This is a genomic window from Paraperlucidibaca sp. (assembly GCF_982810325.1).
The window spans coordinates 170,727-191,015 of record NZ_CEYEMI010000001.1; the positions used below are offsets into that span (position 1 = coordinate 170,727).

The 20,289-nt window shown below is 52.9% G+C and carries 26 protein-coding genes; 13 read left to right on the forward strand and 13 right to left on the reverse strand.

All coding sequences use genetic code 11. From position 1 onward, the window contains the following. The first annotated feature begins 1 nt into the window (after position 1). Positions 2–820 carry a carbon-nitrogen hydrolase family protein gene (locus AC3DKE_RS00795; RefSeq protein WP_484216563.1) on the forward strand — a complete coding sequence of 273 codons (819 nt, stop codon included), beginning with the start codon at positions 2–4 and terminating at the stop codon, positions 818–820. A 22-nt stretch (positions 821–842) separates the two neighbouring features. Here the strand turns inward: AC3DKE_RS00795 and yjgA are convergent, their stop codons facing one another. The 10 genes from yjgA to AC3DKE_RS00845 form a co-directional block, all read right to left on the reverse strand. Then, a complete protein-coding gene (gene yjgA / locus AC3DKE_RS00800) occupies positions 843–1,409 on the reverse strand; it encodes a ribosome biogenesis factor YjgA (RefSeq protein ID WP_340675583.1) in 567 nt (188 codons plus the stop codon). Positions 1,410–1,452: 43 nt separating this feature from the next. After that, on the reverse strand, positions 1,453–1,728 hold the full coding sequence (locus tag AC3DKE_RS00805; protein ID WP_487989744.1) for an HPr family phosphocarrier protein: 276 nt from the start codon (positions 1,726–1,728) through the stop codon (positions 1,453–1,455). Then, positions 1,728–2,600: an RNase adapter RapZ gene (gene rapZ, locus AC3DKE_RS00810; protein ID WP_340675585.1), complete on the reverse strand. Its 873-nt coding sequence runs from the start codon at positions 2,598–2,600 to the stop codon at positions 1,728–1,730. Before rapZ ends, AC3DKE_RS00805 begins: the two co-directional genes overlap by 1 nt. Before the next feature lie 139 nt (positions 2,601–2,739). Next, complete coding sequence (gene hpf / locus AC3DKE_RS00815) at positions 2,740–3,027, reverse strand: ribosome hibernation-promoting factor, HPF/YfiA family (protein WP_487989746.1); 288 nt, start codon at positions 3,025–3,027, stop codon at positions 2,740–2,742. Between the two features lie 203 nt (positions 3,028–3,230). Next, entirely contained in the window at positions 3,231–4,691 is a 1,461-nt protein-coding gene (locus AC3DKE_RS00820; RefSeq protein WP_379072140.1) for an RNA polymerase factor sigma-54, read from the reverse strand. Continuing rightward, on the reverse strand, positions 4,691–5,416 hold the full coding sequence (lptB, locus tag AC3DKE_RS00825) for an LPS export ABC transporter ATP-binding protein (RefSeq protein WP_340675587.1): 726 nt from the start codon (positions 5,414–5,416) through the stop codon (positions 4,691–4,693). The genes AC3DKE_RS00820 and lptB overlap by 1 nt, the downstream gene beginning before the upstream one ends. Then, positions 5,413–5,988 (reverse strand): lipopolysaccharide transport periplasmic protein LptA, encoded by a 576-nt coding sequence (lptA, locus tag AC3DKE_RS00830; RefSeq protein WP_340675588.1) that lies wholly within the window; start codon positions 5,986–5,988, stop codon positions 5,413–5,415. Before lptA ends, lptB begins: the two co-directional genes overlap by 4 nt. Then, positions 5,972–6,535, reverse strand: a complete 564-nt coding sequence (lptC, locus tag AC3DKE_RS00835; RefSeq protein ID WP_340675589.1) for an LPS export ABC transporter periplasmic protein LptC — start codon at positions 6,533–6,535, stop codon at positions 5,972–5,974. The genes lptA and lptC overlap by 17 nt, the downstream gene beginning before the upstream one ends. Next, positions 6,535–7,068, reverse strand: a complete 534-nt coding sequence (gene kdsC / locus AC3DKE_RS00840) for a 3-deoxy-manno-octulosonate-8-phosphatase KdsC (protein WP_379070643.1) — start codon at positions 7,066–7,068, stop codon at positions 6,535–6,537. The genes lptC and kdsC overlap by 1 nt, the downstream gene beginning before the upstream one ends. Continuing rightward, complete coding sequence (locus AC3DKE_RS00845) at positions 7,068–8,039, reverse strand: KpsF/GutQ family sugar-phosphate isomerase (protein ID WP_340675591.1); 972 nt, start codon at positions 8,037–8,039, stop codon at positions 7,068–7,070. Before AC3DKE_RS00845 ends, kdsC begins: the two co-directional genes overlap by 1 nt. Before the next feature lie 144 nt (positions 8,040–8,183). Here AC3DKE_RS00845 and AC3DKE_RS00850 point away from each other — a divergent pair, with 144 nt between their 5' ends. The 10 genes from AC3DKE_RS00850 to hisC are packed head-to-tail and all read left to right on the forward strand — an operon-like array spanning position 8,184 to position 15,941. Further along, positions 8,184–8,987, forward strand: a complete 804-nt coding sequence (locus AC3DKE_RS00850; RefSeq protein ID WP_487989748.1) for an ABC transporter ATP-binding protein — start codon at positions 8,184–8,186, stop codon at positions 8,985–8,987. A gap of 6 nt (positions 8,988–8,993) precedes the next feature. Continuing rightward, entirely contained in the window at positions 8,994–9,773 is a 780-nt protein-coding gene (gene mlaE / locus AC3DKE_RS00855; protein ID WP_340675638.1) for a lipid asymmetry maintenance ABC transporter permease subunit MlaE, read from the forward strand. Further along, positions 9,773–10,279: an outer membrane lipid asymmetry maintenance protein MlaD gene (gene mlaD / locus AC3DKE_RS00860; protein ID WP_487989750.1), complete on the forward strand. Its 507-nt coding sequence runs from the start codon at positions 9,773–9,775 to the stop codon at positions 10,277–10,279. The genes mlaE and mlaD overlap by 1 nt, the downstream gene beginning before the upstream one ends. Before the next feature lie 46 nt (positions 10,280–10,325). Then, entirely contained in the window at positions 10,326–10,961 is a 636-nt protein-coding gene (locus tag AC3DKE_RS00865) for an MlaC/ttg2D family ABC transporter substrate-binding protein (protein WP_487989752.1), read from the forward strand. Next, complete coding sequence (locus AC3DKE_RS00870) at positions 10,961–11,290, forward strand: STAS domain-containing protein (RefSeq protein ID WP_340675595.1); 330 nt, start codon at positions 10,961–10,963, stop codon at positions 11,288–11,290. The genes AC3DKE_RS00865 and AC3DKE_RS00870 overlap by 1 nt, the downstream gene beginning before the upstream one ends. Next, entirely contained in the window at positions 11,287–11,538 is a 252-nt protein-coding gene (locus AC3DKE_RS00875; RefSeq protein WP_340675596.1) for a BolA family protein, read from the forward strand. Before AC3DKE_RS00870 ends, AC3DKE_RS00875 begins: the two co-directional genes overlap by 4 nt. A 41-nt stretch (positions 11,539–11,579) precedes the next feature. Further along, the gene (gene murA, locus AC3DKE_RS00880; protein WP_340675597.1) at positions 11,580–12,851 is read left to right on the forward strand and encodes a UDP-N-acetylglucosamine 1-carboxyvinyltransferase; all 1,272 of its coding nucleotides are present in this window, start codon (positions 11,580–11,582) and stop codon (positions 12,849–12,851) included. Continuing rightward, positions 12,848–13,492, forward strand: coding sequence for an ATP phosphoribosyltransferase (gene hisG / locus AC3DKE_RS00885; RefSeq protein WP_340675598.1), 645 nt, complete (start codon positions 12,848–12,850; stop codon positions 13,490–13,492). The genes murA and hisG overlap by 4 nt, the downstream gene beginning before the upstream one ends. 34 nt (positions 13,493–13,526) lie before the next feature. After that, positions 13,527–14,828: a histidinol dehydrogenase gene (gene hisD, locus AC3DKE_RS00890; RefSeq protein ID WP_487989754.1), complete on the forward strand. Its 1,302-nt coding sequence runs from the start codon at positions 13,527–13,529 to the stop codon at positions 14,826–14,828. 39 nt (positions 14,829–14,867) lie between these two features. Beyond that, positions 14,868–15,941 carry a histidinol-phosphate transaminase gene (gene hisC / locus AC3DKE_RS00895; protein ID WP_487989756.1) on the forward strand — a complete coding sequence of 358 codons (1,074 nt, stop codon included), beginning with the start codon at positions 14,868–14,870 and terminating at the stop codon, positions 15,939–15,941. A 39-nt stretch (positions 15,942–15,980) separates the two neighbouring features. Here the strand turns inward: hisC and AC3DKE_RS00900 are convergent, their stop codons facing one another. Next, a complete protein-coding gene (locus AC3DKE_RS00900) occupies positions 15,981–17,120 on the reverse strand; it encodes a S1C family serine protease (protein ID WP_487989823.1) in 1,140 nt (379 codons plus the stop codon). 77 nt (positions 17,121–17,197) lie between these two features. Between AC3DKE_RS00900 and AC3DKE_RS00905 the strand changes: the two genes are divergently transcribed. After that, a complete protein-coding gene (locus tag AC3DKE_RS00905) occupies positions 17,198–17,950 on the forward strand; it encodes a Nif3-like dinuclear metal center hexameric protein (RefSeq protein ID WP_487989758.1) in 753 nt (250 codons plus the stop codon). Between the two features lie 18 nt (positions 17,951–17,968). Here AC3DKE_RS00905 and pdxH read toward each other — a convergent pair whose 3' ends face one another. After that, on the reverse strand, positions 17,969–18,604 hold the full coding sequence (gene pdxH / locus AC3DKE_RS00910; RefSeq protein WP_487989760.1) for a pyridoxamine 5'-phosphate oxidase: 636 nt from the start codon (positions 18,602–18,604) through the stop codon (positions 17,969–17,971). Further along, entirely contained in the window at positions 18,601–19,623 is a 1,023-nt protein-coding gene (locus AC3DKE_RS00915; protein ID WP_487989762.1) for a hypothetical protein, read from the reverse strand. The genes pdxH and AC3DKE_RS00915 overlap by 4 nt, the downstream gene beginning before the upstream one ends. A gap of 119 nt (positions 19,624–19,742) precedes the next feature. Here AC3DKE_RS00915 and AC3DKE_RS00920 point away from each other — a divergent pair, with 119 nt between their 5' ends. Then, positions 19,743–20,285 (forward strand): C40 family peptidase, encoded by a 543-nt coding sequence (locus AC3DKE_RS00920; RefSeq protein ID WP_487989764.1) that lies wholly within the window; start codon positions 19,743–19,745, stop codon positions 20,283–20,285. The last annotated feature ends 4 nt before the right edge of the window (positions 20,286–20,289 follow it).

The following is a 20,289-nucleotide window of genomic DNA, read 5'->3' on the forward strand; positions in this document are numbered from 1 at the left end:
TATGCGCGTGGCAGCACTTGAGCTTTGCAGCGGCGACGACATTTCTGCTAATCAGCGAGCTATTGCCGACGGTATGACATCGGCTCGAGAGCAAGGTGTCGACCTATTGGTATTGCCAGAAAACTGCTTAGTTTTTGGCCCCGATGCCGCCGGTCTGGCCGCGCAGCATCATGCCCAGTGGCTAACGTGGTTTGCTGAGCAAGCTCGCGCCAATGACCTGTGGTTATTGGCGGGCACTGTGCCACTACCTTATCGCCCCGATGGCAGCGCCGTGCCCAATGGCCGTGTGCGCAGCGCCTGCTTATTGTTCGACGCTTCAGGCAACTTGGTCGGCCGCTATGACAAGCGACATCTATTTGATGCTCAGGTCGGCGATGCTCAAGGAGCTTATCGAGAATCCGCCCGCTATGAGCCTGGCACTGAAATAAATCTGCTAGCAACACCGTGGGGGCAGTTGGGTGTGCTGACATGCTACGACCTACGCTTTCCCGAGCAGGCACGTGCCTTACGCCAAGCAGGTGCAGATATATTCGCCGTGCCCGCTGCATTTACTGCTAAGACTGGTGAGGCACATTGGCAGGTATTACTGCGTGCTCGCGCTATTGAAAATCAATGCATGTTCATTGGTGCGGGGCAGGGCGGGCAGCACAGTGTCACAAGGCAGACGTGGGGCCATAGCCAAATCATTGATGCATGGGGGCAGGTGCTGGCTGAGCGTACGATGACCTCGCAGCCAGCATTGGTGATTGCAGAGTTTGATTGCGAGCAGCAGCAAGCTTGGCGTGAGCAGATGCCGGTAGAAGCGCATCGCCTCGATTAGCTGCTGCCGCTGTGCGTAAAAACTAGCTATTAATCGCGGCTAATTCACGCAGGTGCAGCCAAAGCCTATGCTGCGCTGGGGTTGGTTGCTCAGCCTCATCTGCTGCCACGTCGGCTTGGCCGTTAGCATTAGCCGAGTCCTTAGCTGTTTTTAGCTTGGTAAATTCCTGCTGAGCTTGGCGAACATATTGACGCAGTGTGTGGCGATCGGCCGCAGGAAACCGCGACAAAACCTCACCAATATAGGCGTCGCCCTGTTGTATTAGGCGCTCTTGAATCAGATCTAGCTGGCGTTGCAGCGCAGGGTTTTTCAATGGATGCATGGCAGCCAAAAGCGCTGCTTCATCGGCATGACGCATGAGCTTGCCAATATATTGCTTATGGCGACGCAAAGCTTCATTCGCCTTGATCTTCTTCATATCAAGAAATGCTTTCAGCAGCATGTCATCGATAGGCAATTGTTTGAGTTGCCTATCACTGAGCTCAGCGAGACGCTCGCCTAAGGCTTGTAACCTATCGACCGAACGTTTTTTATCGGCTCTACTGATGAAAAATTCATCATCTTCTTCGGGCAGGTTACGCAAACTCATCGGAGCTCCAGCAGGGGATAGCAATGGCAGCGGCGATGATAGCCTATTCTGCCTCGCCAAACCTGTCGGCGATGAGTGTTGTTACCGCTCTATAGGCCGAGTCGGCGTCATCGCCATCAACTTCAAGGCGTAAACGGCTGCCCTGACCAGCACCTAACATCAGCAATGCCATGATGCTGCGTGCATCAACTAAGCGCTCACCACGCCCAATACGTATAGAGGATTGAAAGCGCGAGGCGGTTTCCACGAGCTTGGCCGATGCCCGAGCATGTAAGCCAAGTCTATTAACGATGTCGATATCTGCTGCGTGTTTCGCCATTAAAGCGGTCCTGGCCGATGTAGCTCTCGATGTCTAACTTGGAGTTTTCCTAGGGTCGCTGTCAAGGCTTGAGCCAGTCGTTCAACCATATAAACACTGCGATGTTGGCCGCCGGTGCAGCCAATAGCGACAGTGACATAGCTACGATCATTGGCTTGTAGTTCCGGTAACCACTTATTAATAAATGCAAAAATGTCGTTGAACATGCCATCAACAATAGGCTTTCCTTGCAAATACTTTGCTACGGGCAGGTCTAGGCCGGTTAAGTGCCGCAAAGTCATTTCCCAATGCGGGTTGGGTAGGCAGCGAACATCAAACACGAGATCGGCATCGAGTGGTACGCCGTGTTTAAAGCCAAATGAGGTGAGTAAAATATTATTCTGCATAGTGCTGGCGTCGGCAAAACGCCGGCGCAGGCTTTCGCGTAGGTCATGCACCGATAAGGTCGTGGTGTCGAGTTGCAGTGCTGCGTGTGAGGCTAGGGGGTCAAGCAGTACGCGCTCATAAGCAATAGCTTCTTCCAGCGAGCGAGCATCGGAGCTTAAGGGATGGCGGCGGCGCGTAGAGCTAAAGCGCGCTAGCAGCACATCTTCACGAGCGTCTAAGTAAACCACTTGCGGCTGTATATTTATCACCGCGAGGCGACGGCAAATTTCGCTATAGCGCGCTAAGTCTTGGCTGCGATTGCGTGCGTCAATGCCAACAGCTATGCGCATCGAGCCATTGTTCTGGTCGTCTTCGAAGTTAGCAACGAGATCAGGGATGAGAGCAACGGGAAGATTGTCGACGCAGTAGTAGCCGAGATCTTCCAGTTGATGCAACGCAGTCGTTTTTCCTGAGCCCGAGCGTCCGCTCACAATCACCAGTTTCATTTTACTACCTAGTTAAATTGCTGAGCCTTATCCTCGGTTGTGGCGCGATGATTGGCAAGTAGGCATTCGTAGAGTTTATGAAACTGTGTAATGAAAAATGCCCAGCGAGGCTGGGCATTTAGCAGGTGAATCGGTGGCATCAATGTGTTGCGTGCTTCTCTTTATGGCGCACTACCTGTCGGTCGAGCTTATCCGACAGTTTATCAATGGCGGCGTAGAGGTCATCGGACTGGGCGTTAGCAAATAATTTTGCTCCTGAAGTTCGAATCACTGCTTCGGCTTTTTGCACCAATTTATCGACACTTAAAATGACGTCGATACTGGTGATATGGTCAAAATGCCGCTCAATACGCGCGAGTTTAGACTCGGCATAATCACGGAGGGCATGGGTGAGTTCAACGTGGTGTCCACTAATGGTCATTTGCATGAGACGTTTCCTCGCTTTCGTGATTGACGACAGCGGAAACCAAAGACCTTCAAGACGGTGGCGGGTCGTACGATTAGGGCATTTGCAGCCCTGCACGGGCGGCCTGTCGAGTCCGAAAGCAGAGGTTCCCAGTGTTGGGGTTCACAGCTTGCTTCGCTTCACATCAACATCCGTTATGACTTTACTTAGCCATGCCCAAATTATTAAAGCAAGCGCTTTCGATCGGTAGATGATGGAATGTTGAGCGACTCGCGATACTTAGCCACAGTACGCCTTGCGACCTCAATACCTTGCTCTAAAAGTAGGTCCGCTAACTTGCTGTCACTCAATGGTTTTCTCTGATTTTCTTGGCCTACGAGCTTTTTAATCATGGCGCGAATGGCTGTTGATGATGCCTCGCCACCGGAGCTAGTTCCGACGTGTGACGAGAAAAAATACTTGAGTTCAAACAGACCACGAGGAGTGAGCAAGTATTTTTGCGTGGTGACGCGAGAAATTGTCGACTCATGCAGGCCGACCTCATCGGCGACCTCACGCAAAATCAGTGGCTTCATGGCTTCGGGGCCTTGCTCTAAGAAGCCACGTTGATGCTCAACGATGCAAGTCGCTACCTTTAGCAGGGTTTCATGACGGCTTTGTAGGCTTTTGATCAGCCAGCGCGCCTCCTGCAAGTTGTCACGAATATATTGGTTGTCAGGGCTGCTATCGGCGCGACGAATCATGCCGGCATAACCCGCGTTGACGCGTAATTTCGGTGCAGCATCGGGGTTTAGCTCAACTCGCCAGAAACCGCGCAGCTTGCGCACCACAACATCAGGAATGACTTGGCGCTCATCATCGGCACTCGCCCAGCCTTCGCCAGGATGAGGCTTAAGCTCGCGTATCAATGCGATGGCGGCGTGAACGGAGCGCTCTGATAAGCCCGTGGCTCGCGTTAAGCCGGCAAGGTCGCCCGACGCTAGTCGAGCGGTGTGCTCACGTAAGATTAACTTGGCGCCGTCTAAGTATTCGGTGTCATCGGGCTTTTGATTGAGCTGAATCAATAGGCATTCGCTGAGATCGCGAGCGGCCACGCCAGGTGGGTCGAATTGCTGAATGCGATGTAGAACAGCGATGACTTCGTCTTCTTCAGCCTCTTCATTGCACCAGCTCAGAGCGGTTTCGGCGAGCTCATCAAGGCTGACCGTGAGGTAGCCGCGGCTATCAAGGCCATCAATAATGGCTTCAGCGATGACTCGATCTAGCGTGCTAAAAGGCGTCACATTGAGTTGCCAATGCAAATGGTCTTGCAGCGTTTCTATCGCCGCCTTGCGGGCCTCAATGGGCTCGCCATCTTCGTCGACAGGCTCGCCACCGCTGCCGCTATTGCTACCAATATAGATATCATCCCAGGCGGTATCGACAGGGAGGTCATCAGATAGTTGGTCGTGTTTATCGAGATCTAGCGATTCGCGGACAGGTTCTTCTTTCGGCGCGGCCTCAATGTGCTCGCCATCATCTGAGCCTTGGCCGTCATCGAGTTCTAGTAAAGGGTTGTCGTCGAGTGCAGCCTGAACCTCTTGTTGTAGCTCTAGAGTCGACATCGCTAGCAGTTTAATCGCCTGCTGCAGCTGCGGTGTCATTGTTAAGCTTTGACTGATCCCTAGTTGTAAGCTTGGCTTCATCACAACGAGAACTGCTCCCCAAGATAAACTTCACGCACCAGCGGATTGGCTAGAATGGCTTCTGGCGTGCCCTCAGCAATCTCTACGCCGGCGCTAACGATATAAGCCTTTTCGCAAATGTCTAAGGTTTCGCGGACATTGTGATCGGTGATTAGCACGCCAATTCCGCGCTGCTTCAAATGCATGATGATGGCCTTAATGTCGGCCACGGAAATAGGGTCAACGCCTGCGAAGGGCTCATCAAGCAAAATAAACTGTGGGTCGCTGGCCAAAGCGCGTGCGATTTCGACACGACGGCGCTCACCACCAGATAAGCTCATGCCTAAGCTTTTACGAATATGCGTGATGTGAAACTCAGCTAGCAATGACTCAAGTTTGGCCAGGCGCTCGGCCTTTTTCATGCCGCCGCGCGTTTCTAAAATGGCTAAAATATTGTCTTCCACGCTGAGCTTGCGAAAGATCGATGCCTCTTGTGGTAAGTAGCCGATGCCTTTGCGCGCGCGACCGTGCATGGGCAGGTGCGAGATGTCTTGGTTATCAAGCAGGATGCGGCCACGCTCCATCGGCACTAGGCCAACGATCATATAAAAGCTGGTGGTTTTCCCGGCACCGTTGGGGCCGAGTAGGCCGACAATTTGCGCGCTTTCAACGCTCAAGCTGACATCTTTTACGACGGTGCGACCCTTATAGCTTTTCGCTAAATTCTCTACGCGCAATACGCTCATTGTGCCGCTCCCAAAGGTGCGGCTGCAGGCGCAAGTATCGCCTTATCTTTAGTGGGTTTTTTCTCGCCACGTGCTTGTGGTGGAAACACTAGCTGCACACGCTGTTGGCTATTGCCGCTAGCTTCGATTTGCTTTTTCTCGGTCGAATAGACAATGCGCGGACCGCTAAAGCTGGCGCCATCTTGCTTCAGCAAGGCATTGCCAATAAGCGTGATAGTGCCGGTGCGATGATCAAATTGAATCTCGTCGGCGGTGGCATTAACTAAGCCTTTGGCTGGATCGGTGCGCTGCTGATAGCGAGCCGGCTTGCCAAGTGTGCGCGCGGTCGTCAGTGCGCCTTTGTCATCGATGCGCAAAGTCATCGTGTCGCCTTGCACTTTTAATGTGCCCTGAATAACAACGACATTGCCGCGATACACGGCTTCGCCCGCTTTCTCATCGAAGCGAGCGTTATCGGCGCTGATATTGACGGGCTGCTCTGCATCTTCAGGCAGCGCCCAGCTCAGCACGGGAGTGAGTGTTGTAGCCGCGAGCAATAGCAGGCGGGCGATGCGCTTAGCGCGATGGTGCATATGACACCTCAACGGCGGATGAAAGTTGCAAGTTTTTGCCCTGTAAGTCAGCAGTGAGGCCAGTGCCGCTCATCTTGCCCTGCGTGCTAGTGATAGTCACGCGCTCAGGCGTAGAGACACGGTTGGCTTTCGGCTCGATGCGCAGGCGGGAAGTGCTTAATTGTAGCGGTGCTGCATTGGGCATAGTGCGCACAGCAATTACTTGGCCATTAAACCACGCCTCACTGCTAGGGTCGCCGCTGGTCGCAGTTAGGCTAGTTAAGCGCCACATGGGCTGGCCCTTGTCATAGAGGCGCAAGTCGGGTTGGGTGAGATCGAAGCGTTCGGGGCTGGGGCGATGTATTAGCTGCGTGCCGTTGGCTGTGCGTAGTAATTGGCCGTCGGGGCCGGTTTCCCAGAGTGCGAGGCCATCGACGATATAGTCAGGCGTGCGGCCATCGCTGCTGTCACCTAGCTCTTCGCTGTTCCAGCCGCCATAGCCGTAGTAGCCCAGTGCGCCGACAATCAAAAGAAGGCCGGAGACTCTTAGCAGCGGGCGCGTATCCATCAGTGTGCCAAGTACGGCGCGAGCGCTTCGTCGTAACGATCTTGCGCCATGAGCAATAGATCGCAGACTTCGCGCACGGCCCCGCGGCCGCCAGAAAGCGTGGTGACATGGTCGGCGCGCTGGCGTAATTCGCTGTGGGCATTGGCCACTGCAACGCCAAGGCCTGTCGCTAAAATGGCGGGCAGATCGGGCCAGTCATCACCAACATAGGCGACTTCTTCCAAGCTTAAGTTCAGCGTTTGGATAAGCTCATGCAGTGCCACGAGTTTATCTTCGCGACCTTGCTGCAAATGCTTGATGCCTAAGTTTCGGGCACGACGTTGTACTAATTCAGTGGTGCGGCCGGTGATGATGGCAACTTGTACGCCAGTGCTTTGCAGCATTTTGATGCCATGGCCATCTTGCGTGTCGAAGGTTTTTGTCTCGTCACCAGCTTCGGAAAAATACAGGCGGCCATCGGTCAGTACGCCATCGACATCAAGCGCTAATAGACGAATATTGCGGGCTTTTTCTTTTACGCGGCAGGAAATCATTACACCACTCCGGCACGGAGGAAACCGTGCATATTGGCGGCGCCGACGGGGCGGCGTTCGGCATCAATTACCACGACGCCATTAATGCGGCGAGCGTCCATTTCTGCCAATGCTTCGGCGGCCAAAATGCCGGCGCGCACGGTGAGGCAGTTTGGCGTCATGACTTGCTCAATGGGCGTATTTTTAATGTCTAAGTTTTGGTCGATGCTGCGGCGTAAATCGCCATCAGTATAGAGGCCGGCGAGGCGACCATCGGCATCAACAACGGTGGTCATGCCCAAGCCTTTGCGGGTGATTTCGAGCAGGGCATCGCGAATGGAGGTGCCTACGCTGACCATTGGTACGTCGTCGCCTTTATTCATGATGTCATCGACGCGTAATAAGAGACGGCGGCCTAAAGCGCCGCCCGGATGCGATAGCGCAAAATCTTCGGCAGTGAAACCACGGGCCTCTAATAAAGCCACGGCTAAGGCATCGCCAAGTACCAAAGTTGAGGTCGTTGATGAGGTTGGGGCTAGGCCGAGCGGGCAGGCCTCTGGTGACTTACCAATCGTCAGAGCAACATCGGCTAACTGAGCCATGCTGCAAACAGGTAGGGCGGTGATGGTAATAAGTTTGGCGCGCAGGCGTTTGATGACCGGAATGATGCCGAGAATCTCATGAGCTTCACCAGAATTAGAAATTGCGATGATGACGTCATTGCCAGTGACCATGCCGAGATCGCCGTGGCTAGCCTCACCTGGGTGCATAAAGAATGCTGGTGTGCCGGTAGAGGCGAAGGTGGCCGCCATTTTCTTGCCGATATGGCCGGACTTGCCCATGCCTGTGACAACAACGCGACCAGTGCAGGCCATAAGCAGTTCGCAGGCGGCGCCAAAAGCTTCATCGAGCAATGGGCGCATGGCGTCTAAGGCGGCGATTTCGACAGTCAGTACGCGCTGCCCAGTGGCGATAAAGTCGCTTTGGGTCATATCGGCATCCTTTCAGGCTAAATAAATTATCGTGGCTAATTATGAACAAGCGCGCCAGTCGCGGCCAGTCCTAAGCGATGTTTCCGATACAGTAATCATCGATGCTATGATGCGCGCCATTCTTTAGTTAGGCGATGCCTTGCCATGTCCGATACTGCTGATGATTTAGTCACCATTTCCGACTTGCGCTTTAAACGTGCCGAACGGGTGATTTTTGATGGCGTCAATGTACGCATACGCCGCGGCCAAGTCACGGCCATTATGGGCCCGTCGGGCTGCGGTAAAACTACCTTGCTACGCTTTATTGGTGGTCAGCTACGCCCGGCCAGCGGCAGTGTAAAAGTTGCAGGTCAAGAAGTGCCGAAACTATCGCGTGATGACTTATTTAAGCTGCGTGCCCGCATGGGCATGCTATTTCAGTCGGGTGCGCTATTCAGCGACTTATCGGTCTATGAGAATGTGGCATTTCCGTTGCGTGCGCATACCAAGTTACCTGAAGAGTTGATCGGCGATATCGTGCGTTTGAAGTTGGAGTCGGTTGGTTTGCGTGGTGCTGAGAAGCTGACGCCGGCTGAGCTTTCGGGCGGCATGGCGCGGCGTGCCGCACTTGCCCGTGCCATCGTACTAGACCCCGAATTGATCATGTATGACGAGCCTTTTGCTGGCCAAGATCCTATTGCCATGGGTGTTTTAGTGCGCTTGATTCGTACTCTGCGCGAAGCCCTGAAGCTGACCTCTGTTATTGTTTCGCACGATGTCGATGAGACGCTGTCCATTGCCGACTATATTTATATTTTGGCCAATGGCAAAGTTGTCGGCGAAGGCTCGCCCGATGAGCTGCGTGCTTCTGAGTCGCCACTGGTGCAGCAATTCCTCAATGGTAGCGCCGATGGTCCGGTGCGCTTTCACTACCCATCGCCCACGTGGGCCGATGCGCTGAGGTCCTAAACTATGTTGTCTGCAATCTCCCGTTTAGGTTCGCGTGGACTGGCTGCTATTGCCACCCTGGGCGATGCCTTCATCATGCTTTGGCAAGCCATTATGTGTTGGCCGCGTTGGCGTTTGGCCCTGCCGCTATTGATCGCGCAGATTTTTTCTGTCGGCGTTTTATCGCTAGTGATTATCGTGATTTCCGGCCTCTTCATCGGCATGGTGCTTGGTCTTCAGGGCTACAACATTCTCATCACCTATGGCAGCGAGCAAGCGCTCGGCACCATGGTCGCCTTAACGCTCACCCGTGAGCTTGGCCCAGTGGTCACCGCGTTACTCTTTGCTGGCCGCGCTGGCTCGGCATTAACCGCTGAAATTGGCCTAATGAAAGCCACCGAGCAGCTATCCAGCATGGAAATGATTGGCGTTGATCCTTTGCGTCGCATTATTGCGCCGCGCTTTTGGGCAGGTGTCATCAGCATGCCTTTATTGGCGACGATTTTTGTCGCCGTCGGCATCTTGGGTGGCCGCTTAGTAGGCGTCGATTGGCTGGGCATTTTTGAAGGCTCGTATTGGGCCAATATGCAGCAGTCGGTCAACTTTGCCGATGATGTGCTGCGTGGCTTGTTGAAAGCAGTGGTATTTGGCATCGCGGTAACGTGGATCGCTGTCTACCAAGGCTATGCTAGTGAACCTACTAGTGAAGGTATTTCCCGTTCGACCACTCGTACGGTGGTTTATGGCTCGCTGGCAGTGCTGGCACTCGATTTTATTCTCACTGCGGTGATGTTCGGAGGCGTGTGATGCGTATTAAGTCTATTGAGTTAATGGTGGGCAGCTTTTTGCTGATGGCTTTCGCCGCGCTGATGTTTTTAGCGATCCAAGTCAGCGGTTTGTCAGGCGAGTTAAATAAGCCTAGCTATCACGTCTATGCGCTATTTCAAAATGTCGGCGGCCTCACCGTGCGGGCAAAGGTGACCATGGCTGGTGTGCCGATTGGCCGTGTCGAATCCATTACGTTAGACCCGAAAACACTGTTGGCGCGCGTTGAGATGTCGATTGAAAATGACGTTAATGACATCAGCACAGATACTGTTTCTGCGATTTTGACCGCCGGCCTATTAGGTGAAAAGTATATTGGTCTTACGCCGGGCGCCGATGAAGAAGTATTGAAAGAAGGCAGCCGTATTTATCAAACGCAGTCATCGTTGGTGCTTGAAGATTTGATCAGCAAGTTCTTGTTTAACAAGGCAACTGAGACGCCACCAGCAAGTGCTGCGTCATCGCCAACGGCAGATGAAGCGTTTTAAGAGTTAATTTGGCAAACGCCAAAGCCTAAAAGTTTGGAGATTTGATATGTCGCGCTTTCTAACATGGTCTGTTTTGGTTCCTGTACTTGCCCTAGCTTTGCCTGCGGTAGTGCAGGCCGCTGTTGAAACTAACCCGCAAGCAGTAGTGCAAACGGCCATTACTCAGCTCACCGCACGCATCGATAAAGACCGCGCGGCGCTACGCAAAAGCCCAACAGCATTAAATGCGGTAATCGAAGAAAATATCACACCATTTGTTGATGTTCCGGGCATCGCACGTGGTGTTATGGGTCAGTATTTTCGCCAAGCTAGCGATGCTCAGCGCGATCAATTCGCCACCATATTTAAACAAAGCATGGTACGCACTTACGCCAACGGCCTGACTTCCTATGACAATCAAAAAGTCACAGTGAAGCCTTACAAGCCCGGCGATGATGCTAATCGTGCACAAGTCGAAGTTGAGGTTGCTTTGGAAAACGGCACTGTAGTGCCAATCATTTTCCAAATGATTCGAGCTGGCGATGGCCGCTGGATGACTCGTAACTTGATCGTCAATGGTTTAAACCTTGGCCTGACTTTCCGTAAGCGCTTCGCAGAAGTCGTCGAGCAAAGTGCTGGCAACTTAGACAAGGCTATTGCTGGTTGGTCGCCTGCCCCAATCGAAGTGGTTAAGGCAAAATAATGAGCCATCAGATTGCGCCGCAGCCCAATGGCTTGAGCTTAGCTGGCCGTGTTGACTACAACAATGCCGGTGCTTGCCAGCGCGAAGGCCAAGCTATTTTGGCCGCTTTGCCAGTTGATAGTGCTTGGACTTGCGAGCTTTCCGCGCTAGAAACAGGTAGTAGCGTTACCGCCGCTGTGCTCATGGCATGGCAGCGTTTTGCTATTAGTCGTAATAGCACGCTGTCGCTAACGCAAGCGCCAGAGCGTTTGGTGTCAATTTTAGCCGCCAGTAATTTAGATAAAATTTTTGCCGTAGAACGCACTATGGAAGGAAATGTAACGCTATGAATGCCAGTGAAATCCAACAACTCCTGAGCGCTGCAATTACCGATGCAGATCACATTGCTGTCGAAGGCGATGGCGGGAAATTCAATGTCACTGTGGTGCACAGCTCTTTCGAAACCATGCGTCCGGTGGCTAAACAGCAGTTTATTTACGGCCCCTTGCAAGCACATATCTCCAGCGGTGCCATTCATGCGGTAAGCATGCGTACCCTGACGCCCGAAGAATGGCGTAAAATGAAGCTCTTCGGCTGAACCCTTTCGTTTAACTCTTAGCACAGGCGGCTCGCACTTCCATGGATAAATTATTGATCGTTGGCGGTCGTCGCCTGAGTGGCGATGTGCGCATTTCTGGCGCAAAAAACGCTGCCCTACCTTTATTGGTAGCCCCTCTACTGACCGATGACCCGGTTACCGTCACCAACGTGCCTAAGCTGCAAGACGTGACGACGATTTTAAAAGTCGTCAGCAGCATGGGTGTCGACGTGCAATTTGCCGATGATAATGTCGTGCACATCAATGCAAGCTCGCTGAACTCTGCTGTTGCGCCGTATGAGTTAGTGCGCACCATGCGTGCTTCGATCTTGGTGCTCGGGCCATTGCTTGCACGTCATGGCGAGGCGACAGTGTCTTTGCCCGGTGGCTGTGCTATTGGCTCACGTCCAGTCGACCAACATTTGAAAGCACTGGAAAAGTTAGGCGCTGAAATTAGCGTAGAAAACGGTAACGTGCATGGCAAAGTGAATGGCCGATTAAAAGGCGCGCGCTTGATTTTCGACATGGTGACTGTGGGCGGCACAGAAAATATTATGATGGCCGCGAGCCTTGCTGAAGGCACTACGGTTATTGAAAACGCCGCGCGCGAACCAGAGATTGTTAACCTCGCTGAAATGCTCATCGCTATGGGTGCAAACATCGAAGGCGCTGGTAGCTCAACGATCACTATTCATGGTGTCGAAAAGCTCCATGGCTGCACACATGCGGTGATTCCAGACCGTATCGAAACCGGTTCGTATCTATGTGCTGCCGCCATTACCGGCGGCTCTATTCGCGCCACCCACGCCGACCCATCGCAACTTGATGCCGTCTTACTGAAGCTTGAAGAAGCTGGCGCCGAAATTAACACAGGCCCTGACTGGGTTAGTTTAGATATGCATGGCCGTCGCCCGAAAGCAGTGAGCTTTCGCACCGCACCGCACCCTGCATTTCCTACCGATATGCAGGCGCAGTTTATGGCGCTAAATACGGTGGCGGAGGGTGTTAGCACCATCAGCGAAACCATTTTTGAAAACCGCTTTATGCACGTGCCTGAGCTTAGCCGTTTTGGCGCGCAGATCAGTGTCGATGGCCATACTGCTGTTGTTACTGGCGTTGATACTTTGCTCGCAGCACCGGTCATGGCGACCGATTTGCGCGCATCCATGTCGCTAGTGCTAGCAGCATTGGTGGCTGAAGGTGAGACCGTGATGGATCGGCTTTACCATATGGACCGTGGCTATGAGAGCCTCGATGAGAAACTGCGCGGCCTTGGCGCCGATGTTCAGCGTTTATCGCGGAGACCCTCATGAGTTTAACGATTGCTTTGTCCAAGGGACGTATTTTAAAAGACACGCTACCCTTGCTGGCAGAGGCGGGTATTGAGCTTTTAGAAGATCCTGAAAAAAGCCGAAAACTGATTTTTCCAACCTCGCAAGACGGTGTGAGCATCATCATTTTACGCGCCACCGATGTGCCCACGTTTGTACAAAATGGTGCGGCTGATATTGGTGTTGCTGGCAAGGATGTATTGGTCGAGCACGGTGCCGATGGTTTATTTGAGCTAGTCGATTTACGCATTGCTCAATGCCGCTTAATGACCGCTGCTGCGGTCAATGCGCCAGCACCAGCAGGGCGTTTACGTGTGGCGACCAAGTTCATCAATACAGCAAAGCGCTGGTATGCCGAGCGCGGCGAGCAGGTCGAGCTGATCAAGCTCTATGGCTCGATGGAGCTAGCTCCGGTGATGGGTTTGGCCGATGTTATTGTTGATGTGGTCGACACCGGAAAAACGCTGAAAGAAAACGGTTTAGAGCCGCGCGAATTGATCATGCAAGTGAGTTCACGGCTGATCGTAAACAAGCTGGCGATGAAAATGAAACAATCGCAGATTGCACCATTAGTGGCCAAGTTGCAGGCCGCTGTAGATGCGCGCGAGTGCGTGTCTGCCTAAGGCCAGCACGCGATATATTTTGGATAGGTAGGGCATGAAAAGACTCGATAGCCGCGACGCCAACTTTAATCAGCAGCTCGATACCTTGCTGGCATGGGAGGGCGTGTCTGATGCCGCTGTGCAAGCGCGTGTTCTCGACATCATTTCGCGTGTGCGTGCCGAGGGTGATACGGCGCTAGTCGAGTTCAGCAATCAATTCGATCAAGTTAATGCCGCTACCATGGCTGATTTATCAGTCAGCCCAGAGCGCTTAAAGCAAGCCTATGACGGCCTGCCAAATACTGAACGCGATGCGCTAACGCAAGCTGCTGAGCGCATCCGACGCTATCACGCACATCAAGTGCAAGAGTCTTGGCAGTACACCGAAGCCGATGGCACCATCCTTGGCCAGCAAGTCACTGCGCTCGATCGTGTCGGCATTTATGTGCCTGGCGGCAAAGCCTCGTATCCCTCTTCGGTATTGATGAACGCATTGCCGGCAAAAGTTGCTGGTGTTGCAGAGATCATCATGGTGGTGCCGACTCCACGCGGCGAGATCAACGAATTAGTCTTTGCTGCCGCGCATTTGGCTGAGGTCGATCGTGTCTTTACGCTCGGTGGTGCGCAAGCGGTTGCGGCCTTGGCTTATGGCACCGAAACCGTGCCGCGCGTGGATAAAATTGTGGGCCCTGGCAATATTTATGTCGCCACCGCCAAACGCCATGTCTTCGGTCAAGTCGGCATCGACATGATCGCCGGGCCATCAGAAATTTTGATTTATTGCGATGGCCAAACCGATCCAGATTGGATTGCCATGGATCTGTTTTCGCAGGCCGAACACGACGAGCAAGCCCAGTCTTTATTGATCGCTTGCGATTCGGCGTATTTAGATGCTGTTGAAGCATCGATTGAGCGTCTGTTGCCAACCTTAGATCGCGTGGACATTGCCACCACATCATTGCGTGAGCGTGGCGCCTTGATTTTAGTGGCCGATGAGGCCGAAGCATTGGCACTGATTAATCGCATTGCGCCTGAGCATTTAGAGTTATCGGTGGCCGACCCTCAGGCTTTATTGCCATCGATTCGTCATGCTGGCGCCATCTTCTTAGGCCGCCACACGCCTGAAGCTTTGGGTGATTATTGCGCCGGGCCAAACCACGTATTGCCAACCTCGGGCACCGCGCGTTTTTCATCGCCGCTAGGTGTCTACGATTTTCAAAAGCGCAGCAGTTTGATTGGTTGCTCGCCACAAGGTGCATCAACACTGGCTGCAGTGGCTTCTGTGTTGGCGCGCGGTGAGGGCTTAACGGCGCATGCGCGTTCGGCCGAATATCGCTTATTGCCTAAGGCTGATTGAAGCGCTTAAGGCGAAAACTTTTTAGGAGTATCAAACGCGATGAGCCGTTTCTGGAGTGCGCGTGTGCGCGAGTTGGTGCCCTATGTGCCGGGCGAACAACCAAAGATCAGCAATCTGATTAAGCTCAACACCAATGAGCATCCATTCGGGCCATCGCCAAAAGCCATCGCGGCGATGCAAGCGGCTCTGAACGACGACTTGCGCCTGTATCCAGACCCTAATGCCGATGCGTTGCGCCAAACCATCTCCGACTATTACGATCTTGCTGCTCAAGGTGGCGATAAGTCGTGGGTGTTTGTTGGTAACGGCTCCGATGAAGTATTGGCACATGCCTTTCACGGCCTATTTCAGCACGATAAGCCGCTGCTATTTCCCGACATCAGCTACAGCTTTTACCCGGTCTATGCTCAGCTCTATGACATCGCCTACGAGACTGTGCCGCTGACCGACAGCTTCGTCATTAACCCTGCTGACTATTCGCGCCCTAATGGCGGCGTGATTTTCCCCAACCCCAATGCGCCCACGGGCTGTGTATTGGCCTTGGATGCGATTGAGCAAATCTTGCAGGCCAATCGCGATGTTGTGGTTTTGGTGGATGAGGCTTATATCGATTTTGGCGGCGATTCTGCTGTGGCTTTAGTCGGCCGCTATGACAACTTGTTGATCACACAGACACTATCGAAATCGCGTGCGCTCGCTGGTTTGCGCGTGGGTCTAGCGATTGGCCAGCCGCACTTAATTGAAGCCTTAGAGCGCATTAAAAATAGCTTCAACTCATATCCGCTTGGCCGTGTTGCGCTGGCAGGCGCGCAGGCAGCATTTGAAGACAAAGCGTATTTTGATTCGATGCAGCAGATGGTCATCATCCAGCGCGATAGTTTGACGGCGAAGCTTGAGCGTTTGGGTTTTGACGTGCTGCCATCGGGCGCGAACTTTGTCTTTGCTCAGCACCCTAAGCATGGCGGCGCAGACTTAGCGCAGGCCTTGCGTGAGCGGGCGGTGGTGGTGCGGCACTTCAATAAGCCGCGCATCGATAATTTCTTGCGCATCACCGCGGGCACGCCGGATCAGCATGCCGCTTTAATCGACGCGCTCAGCGAAATTCTCGCTTAAGCGCGTCGGTATAAACGATTCGGACTGAACGACTGAGAGCTAATTCGCTTTCGGTCGCTCGCCCATCGTTACCGTTAATGTTCTTTCTGCTTTACCTCGGCGCACAGCAATCGCCACTTTGGCATTGGGCTTATAGCCACCAATTTGCCGAATAACTTCGTCAGCATTGACCACATATTTGCCTTCAATATTGATAATTTCATCGCCCGGCTTAAGGCCGGCGCGGTCTGCAGGACCACCTTTCATCACAGCAGCGACAGTGACTTGGCTGTCTTTGGCGCGGCTAGGTGGGCCGTCGCGATGGCTTTGCCCGGCTATCTCAATGCCCAGCCAGCCGCGCACCACATGGCCGTGAGCGATAATCTCTTGTAAGACTTGCTGAGCAATCGGTGCGGCAATAGCAAAGCCGATGCCCATGCTGCCGCCAGAGCGAGAGTAGATGGCGGTATTAATGCCCATCAAATTACCTTGCACATCAATCAATGCCCCGCCGGAATTGCCCGGGTTTATGGCAGCATCGGTCTGAATAAAATCTTCATAGGTGTTGATGCCTAAACCACTGCGACCTAGCGCTGAAATGATGCCTTGTGTCACGGTTTGGCCAACGCCAAAAGGGTTGCCGATAGCTAAAACGACATCGCCAACCGCACTAGGGTTTTGGCGGAAAGGTAGGGCGGGTAAATCACTCAGGGCGATTTTAAGCACCGCAAGGTCGGTGTCGGGGTCTGTGCCAATGAGTTTGGCTTGGACTTCGCGGCCATCATGTGTGGCGACCAATATTTCATCAGCACCGGCAACGACATGCGCATTGGTCAGCACATAGCCATCGCTAGAAACGATAACGCCAGAACCTAGGCTCGATGCCGAACGCTCGCGCGGTGCGGCTTGGCCATGAAAGCGTAGCCATTGCTCCAAAAATGGGTCGATGTTTTGCTTCACGGTTTGCGTGGTGTAAATATTTACCACTGCGGGTGCGGCCTTAGCCACAGCTGGTGCGTAGGAAATAGGCCCGCTTAATGCTGGCGGATTAGCGTTTTCTGATGGTTGCGGAAGGTTCAAAGTAATCGGTGCAGGCGGCGGCGAAGATGAAAGCGCATCAGGCCATTGCTTCTCAACACCAACATAGCCGACCACGCCGGCCAGTAAAATCCATGGAAGTGCAGTTGCTGCGCGCATAATTTATCCTTCTCGCTATTCAAGCAGGGCATTACAGTACGGGCTTGATGCCATGGCATCAAGCTTATCAAGGAGGTTGCATGCGATTAAACGCACTATTGGCGCGGCTCGATGACGAATTAAGCGCAGATAAATTCAGTGATTACTGCCCCAACGGCTTACAAGTTCAGGGCCGCGATGAGGTACACAAAATTGTCAGCGGCGTGACCGCAAGTGAGGCATTAATCGACGCAGCCATTGCGGCAAATGCCGATGCGATTTTGGTGCATCACGGTTATTTTTGGAAAGGTGAGGCGGCGCAAGTGGTGGGTATGAAGCGCCGGCGCTTAGCTAAGTTATTAGCACATGATATCTCGTTGATTGCCTATCATTTGCCGCTAGATGCTCATCCTACACTTGGCAATAACGCACAGTTGGCACGGCGCTTAGGTTTGCTACGTGAGTGTTCTTTATATGATGATCCGCGCCAAGTTGGCGATGTGGGGCGTTTAGAAAGTCCCATGAGTGCCGAGGCTTTTGCAGAGCGTATTGCGCATGTCTTACAGCGTAAGCCGCTGCATATCGCTGGCGGGCCGGCGCTAATTCAGCGTGTGGCGTGGTGCACTGGCGGTGCTCAAGGATTTATTGAGCAGGCCGCCAGTCATGGTGTCGATGCGTACATTAGTGGCGAGATTTCTGAGCCCACGGTGCATGTCGCGCGCGAATGCGGTCTGCATTATTTTGCCGCTGGCCATCACGCCACCGAGCGCTATGGCGTGCAGGCATTGGGCGAATGGTGTGCGGATAACTTAGGCTTGGCACACGAGTTTATCGACTGCGATAGCCCAGCCTAAAGCATGTTGCATGCGGTCTTAAGGTTGAAGTCGGCTGCGATGCCAAGCGCCATCACCCGATGGCAAATACAGCACACGATCATGCAAGCGGCTTGGGCGACCCTGCCAAAACTCCACATGATCAGCGACTAGCCTATAGCCGCCCCAGTGCGGCGGTCTAGGTACTTCAGTGGGATACTTCGCCTTCAGCTCTCGCTCTCGCTCTAATAGCAGCTCAGGAGCTTCCAGTGCTTGGCTTTGTGCTGAAACCCAAGCACCTATTTGGCTGCCATAAGGCCGCGAAGCAAAGTAGGCATCGGAGTCATTAGCGCGAAGCTTTTCAACACGTCCTTCAATGCGCACTTGGCGCTCAAGTTCGGGCCAAAAGAACGTGCTGGAGGCATAAGGATTTGCAGCCAATTGATGACCTTTACGGCTGTCGTAGTTGGTGTAAAAGTGCACGGCACCATCGGCCATGCCCTTCAGTAAAACAATACGCCCTGAAGGCCGCGCATTTGAGTCTACGGTAGCTAAATGCATGGCTGTCGCATCTGGCACACCAGCTTCTATCGCTTCATCTAGCCACTGTTGAAGCTGGCCGTAAGGGTCGACATGGCATTGCTCTGGGCTCAAGCCTTTGAGGCCATATTCGAGTCGAATATCCGCTAAGTTCATACCTGTTTTCCAATGAGGTCTTGTATCAGGGTGCGTGTTTCAGGGGCATCGAAGAAGCGAGTAAAGTGTTCTTTTAAGCGCAGCTCAATATAGCCAGAGTCATTCAAGGCACTGATCATAGGCTCACCAACAGCGACGACTTCACGCGCAATATGGTCACGTTCAATGCCCATCAGACGTAGGAAGTGCATAGCCGGCATATCGCCAGCATGATCGAACCATGCCTGAACTAATAAGCTTATTTGTTGCTTCATATAATCTGTTTGGCGAATCTGATTCCAGTACAGCACGGCCAAATAGCTTAAGCCTTGAGTTTCTAAATGCCGTGTTGCCTGACCCAGTTGGTATGCCTCTAAGCGCGGCCAGACCAGCTCGGCATATTGGGCGATAGCATCGTTGCTTAAGGCTTTATCGAGCAGCTGCTCACTGAACTTGGCGGTGGCAGAAATATTGCGCGATAAATACGCCTTGATAGCCTGCTCGATAGTCTCATCTAAACGCCCCATGCGACCTAGCATGTTGCGGCCTACCTTCACTAATGAGCTAAAGCCGGGGACACGGCGAGCGATGGCGTTATCTGTTGTTAAATAATCGACAATGCTGTGGTAAACCACATCGGAGAGCACGCGTGTATAGACCGGGCTGCTAAGAGCGCTGTGAATGAGCTCTTGGCGCAGTGCTGGTCTTTCGACTAAACGCTGTACCATTAAGTCGTAAATTTGTTTATTAATGAGCTGCCGCATAGGCTGTTGTTGGTGGCTGGGATTATTTAGCCCAAGCTCCACCAACATAACGGCTTGTTCGCGCATTGTGTCGGTTGGCGAATAGCTTAAGATATTGCGCTCAATCCATGAGATGACTTGGCTTTCATTTAGCAAGTCTCGAGCGCTGATAGTTTCGAGTAAGTCGCAGTAAGCGTTGGCTTCAATGTCTAGGTGAGAGCGGAGCGCATCACCTGTGAAGTCTTGTAGAAAGAATTGCAGCTGAGCGTTTAAAAGCGCCTCGGCAGGGTGGCTCATTCAGGACTCCCGCTCGCGAGCAATTGCTTGCGAAATGATAATAACTAATAGCCTGCAACATAGCGGGTTGAGGGCGCAAAATCCATGCGCACCTCGCAAAATATAAGAGGATTTACACCATGAAAAACGGCCTTCATCGAAGCGTTTTAGGCATGGTTGGACTGATATTAATGAGTTCGACAGTGTGGGCCGATGGTCCGAGCACACTAAGTAGCGCAACACCTAAGTTTGCTGATAGCAGCCTTGTATCACCAGCCGCAGCCGACGATATGGTCATGACGGCATTAACGTTGATGGGCACACCCTATAAATGGGGCGGCACTTCGCCTGAAGAAGGCTTCGATTGCTCTGGGTTGGTGCAGTATATTTATCGCGATGTTAGCGATGTTGTGCTGCCTCGTACTGCGGCGCAAATGGCAAGGCTAGCTGGTCGAGATGTCACCGAAAAAGAGTTGGTCGTTGGTGACTTACTGTTTTTTCGCTTAGGCAATAGCCGCGCGATTAATCATGTTGGCATTTATATTGGCGATAATCGCTTCGTGCATGCACCGCGCACAGGTGCTGTGATTCGCATCGATCCGCTGACCAATCGCTATTGGATGCGCTACTTCGATCGTGCCCGCCGCCTATTTACTGACGACGGGCATTTTGTTTCCCGCTAAGTAG